Origin of the sequence: Flavobacterium sp. (assembly GCF_044339515.1) — a bacterium.
Taxonomy (GTDB): Bacteria; Bacteroidota; Bacteroidia; order Flavobacteriales; family Flavobacteriaceae; genus Flavobacterium.
The window spans coordinates 1-4,077 of sequence record NZ_JBIIVK010000091.1 but is presented as its reverse complement, the minus strand read 5'-3'; the positions used below and the strand labels follow the sequence as shown (position 1 = coordinate 4,077).

General features: G+C 34.8%; 4 protein-coding genes. 1 reads left to right on the top strand and 3 read right to left on the bottom strand.

What is annotated here, in order from left to right:
- A partial coding sequence (locus ACIQ0M_RS15245; protein WP_396153773.1) for a T9SS type A sorting domain-containing protein occupies positions 1–296 on the top strand: 296 nt, incomplete at its 5' end.
- 168 nt (positions 297–464) lie between these two features.
- Here ACIQ0M_RS15245 and bioB read toward each other — a convergent pair.
- The 3 genes from bioB to ACIQ0M_RS15230 form a co-directional block, all read right to left on the bottom strand.
- Positions 465–1,550, bottom strand: coding sequence for a biotin synthase BioB (bioB, locus tag ACIQ0M_RS15240; RefSeq protein ID WP_396153771.1), 1,086 nt, complete (start codon positions 1,548–1,550; stop codon positions 465–467).
- Positions 1,551–1,637: 87 nt separating this feature from the next.
- Positions 1,638–2,972, bottom strand: a complete 1,335-nt coding sequence (locus ACIQ0M_RS15235; RefSeq protein ID WP_396153769.1) for an HTTM domain-containing protein — start codon at positions 2,970–2,972, stop codon at positions 1,638–1,640.
- Positions 2,972–3,901, bottom strand: coding sequence for a bifunctional riboflavin kinase/FAD synthetase (locus tag ACIQ0M_RS15230; protein WP_396153767.1), 930 nt, complete (start codon positions 3,899–3,901; stop codon positions 2,972–2,974). The genes ACIQ0M_RS15235 and ACIQ0M_RS15230 overlap by 1 nt, the downstream gene beginning before the upstream one ends.
- Between the last annotated feature and the right edge of the window lie 176 nt (positions 3,902–4,077).

Sequence of the window (4,077 nt, the reverse complement as noted above, 5' to 3'; positions counted from 1 at the left end):
GAGTTGGACGAACAGATGAAGTTACAAGAATGGATGAGGGTGCTTCAAATGAGTTCAAAGCCATTGCTTATCCAAACCCATTTACTTCAAGTTTTGCCATTGATGTGAGAACTTCAAATACTGAAACAGTTAACCTATCGGTTTATGATATGACAGGAAGACTTTTAGAAGTGAAAGAAGTGAAAGCTCAAGATGTAAGTAACTACCAATTCGGTGATCGTTACCCATCAGGTGTTTACAACGTGATTGTAACACAAGGTGAAGAAACGAGAACCGTGAGAGTGGTGAAACAATAAAACAAAATCACTGAGGAACTAAGGTTCTAAGGTACTGAGTTAACTAAATTAAAACCTCCGAGCAATCGGAGGTTTTTTTATACTTAGTAATTGGTTTTTAGATAAATTGAGTAAAAAAAGCTCTTGACAAATATGCCAAGAGCCTGATGTATAATTTTTTCAATTTGATTACTTTCCCTTTAAAGAAACTTCTATATTACGTTCAATTGTATGTCCGGGTCTAGACCATTTCGGTTTCTCACCCAACGATTGAAATTTTGAATCTTCCGCTTCGACGGTGGTTGGCTGCATGATTTTAATGAACGGTTTTTGAGGTTTTAATCCCAGTAAATCAAACATTTTCATGTCTTCATTTACATCAGGATTAGGAGTAGTTAATAATTTATCACCGGCAAAAATAGAATTCGCTCCGGCAAAAAAACATAAAGCTTGACCCTCTCTGCTCATTTCAGTTCTTCCTGCGGATAAACGAACTTGGGTTTCAGGCATCACTATGCGTGTCGTAGCAACCATGCGAACCATTTCCCAAATTTCAATTGGGTTTTGTTCTTCCAATGGGGTTCCTTCTACAGCAACCAAAGCATTAATTGGCACTGATTCCGGTTGTGGATTTAAGGTGGATAATGCAACTAACATCCCTGCTCTGTCTTCGATGCTTTCACCCATGCCAATGATTCCCCCACTACAAACGGTGACATTCGTTTTTCGAACATTGTCGATGGTTTTTAAGCGATCTTCAAATCCTCTGGTAGAAATGACTTCTTTGTAATATTCTTCCGAAGTATCAAGGTTGTGGTTGTAGGCATATAATCCGGCTTCAGCCAAACGTTGGGCTTGGTTTTCGGTTAGCATACCCAAGGTGCAACAAACCTCCATATCCAATTTATTGATGGTTCTAACCATTTCCAACACCTGATCAAATTCAGGTCCGTCTTTCACATTTCGCCAAGCTGCACCCATACATACGCGGGAAGAGCCGGAAGATTTGGCACGTAAAGCCTGGGCTTTAACTTGTTGAACACTCATCAAATCGTTTCCTTCAATGTTGGTGTGATACCTTGCAGCTTGTGGACAATAGCCACAATCTTCCGGACAACCACCGGTTTTAATAGAGAGTAAAGTTGAAACCTGAACCACATTTGGGTCATGATGTTCCCGGTGAATGGTGGCCGCTTCAAAAAGTAAATCCATCATCGGTTTGTTATTTATTGTAATAATTTCTTCTTTGGTCCAATTGTGTTTAGTGATGCTCATAGTTTTATATTATAAGTCAAAAATACTTATTTTATCAAGATGTATTCTAAGCAGAAGTGTAGATTTTTAAAGAAATAATCAACAAAATTATTTTTCAATTAAATTTCCTTCTTTGTCATACAACAAAATCCAATCATTGTGCCCAAAATAATTCCATTCTGCTTGAGCAAAATCAATGGTTGGGTCAATAAAAGTTTTATAAGGTTTATTGTTCACGGAAAGTTTTGAATCAATAAAAACACTGACATCGATACCTTTTTCTGCAAACTCTTTTTTAATATGTTGAGCCATTTGCCACATTCCATCCGGTTTACTGGTTACTAAACTTAGCTGTTTACGCGTTAGTTTTTCAACAAGGTTACAAGGAATTTCTTCATTGGTTTTTTTATCAATAACCTTAAAATTTGTAATTCCGATTTTTTGTCTGAGCATCATTCGCCAACTTAATCGATGGGCTTCCTCAGTCCACAGAACATCACCTTTGATAAAATAATGCCGAACAGGGAGAATGAGTTGAACGATAAAAAATGGGATAAAAAAATAAGTAATTGAGCGTGAAAGCGAATAATTTTTGTTTAAATCTTCTACTTGAAGTGGAGGTTTTTTTTTGAAAAAAATATTTCGAATGGTTTCCGGAGAATAAAAAAACACAATAAAACTTATTGCAAAATAGGGGAAAATGCCAATTTGTAATGTAATAGAATTGAATAAGTGAAAAATTAAACTGCCTATCAGGGCAATATTTCTTGTCTTTCTCCACAGTAGTGCCGGTATAATTAACCCGTCAAAGAAAATTCCGGCATAGGCAATAAATAGATGAAACCATTTTTCTGTAAACATTGAACCTACTATTGGAAAATTAGATAAGTTTGAGAAAAGTATTCCGGTAAAAGTTCCATCCAACCAATCGGGATAAAATTTGGCTAAAGTGGCAAAAAAATACACAATCATCATTTGAACAATCATCACCCAAGAGCACCACCGAGGCATTGTCAAACTTTTTAAGGCTGGATTTTTTCTTGCATCGAAAGAAGCGTATTGATTGGCAGGCAGAAACAGCATGATCAAACACACTAGAATAAGTAAATAATAATGATTGTTATAGGATGCTTTTTGCATTAAATAAACACCTATCCACAATAAGGTAAATGAACCCAAAGAAAAGCGATATTTATATCCCAGCATAATAAAAATACCCAAAACACCCATTAATGCGTAATAAAAATACATCCCATAGCCGGGCAGAGGAACTAGAAATTCAAAGCCAATATGCGGAATTGGAATAGTAGGATCTATCAAGTTTTTTTTAACCCAACCGGTAAAAATAGCAACAATAGCTTCAGCCGCAATCAATAGCCCAAATGTAATTCTGAAAAGAATCAAGGGTGAATTATCAATCGGATCAAAAGCTTTTTTTAGCATTATAATGATTTTATATAGTGTAGAGCAACAGTCTTATCTTTGTAAAGTTGTTCTTTTAACTTTTCAAGATTTTCAAATTTTACTTCATCTCGAATACGGTCTACCAGTTGAATTTGAATATTTTTAGTGTATAAATCGCCTTCATAATCAAAAAAGTGTATTTCGATTGATTTTGATTCTCCGTTAACGGTTGGATTAAATCCGATGTTCATCATACCATAAACTAACTTGTTTTCCAGCAGACTTTGAACAATATAAACACCGTTTTTAGGGATTAATTTATAGGTCTCCTGAATTTGAAGATTGGCCGTTGGGAAGTCTAATGTTCTGCCAATTCCTTTTCCTTTTGTAATGATACCCGATAGAAGATAATTATATCCTAAATAATCGTTGGCTAATTTTACATTTCCTTCTGTCAAAGCATTGCGAATTTTTGTAGAGCTAACCGAAACTTCATCGATTTCCTGAGCCGAAATTTGTTCCACTTCAAATTCATATTTTTGTCCAAATTCGATTAAATCATGAATATCAGCAGTTCTGTTTCTTCCAAAGCGATGGTCGTAGCCAATGATAATTTTCTTCACATTAAATTGATCTACCAAAATAGAAGAGACAAATTCCTCTGCCGTTAGTCTTGAAAATGCCTGGTCAAAAGGATGAATAATGAGATTATCTAAACCGGACTTTTGCAGTAATTCGGTGCGTTCATCAATGGTGTTCAAGAGTTTAATTTCGGTATTATCCTGAAGCACCATTCTTGGATGAGGAAAAAAGGTGAGTACTAAACTTTCGCATTCGCACCAAGAGGAATTTTGAATTAGTTTTTCAATAATTTTTTTATGACCAATGTGAACCCCGTCAAAAGTGCCTAGCGTTAAAACGGTTTTATTTTTGGGTTGAAAGTCGTAGATAGATTGAAAAGTTTTCAAAGATTTTTTTTACAAATTTAATTATTATAAAAACACACACAACAACTTTATAATGAAGTGATTTAAACTTATTTTGTAAATATAAAAGGGTTGACGAAATTTGTGTTGCAAAACATAATCATTTCAAAATCAACCCTTATGTACAGTGTACTTGACAAAGATATAATAAAAAGTGA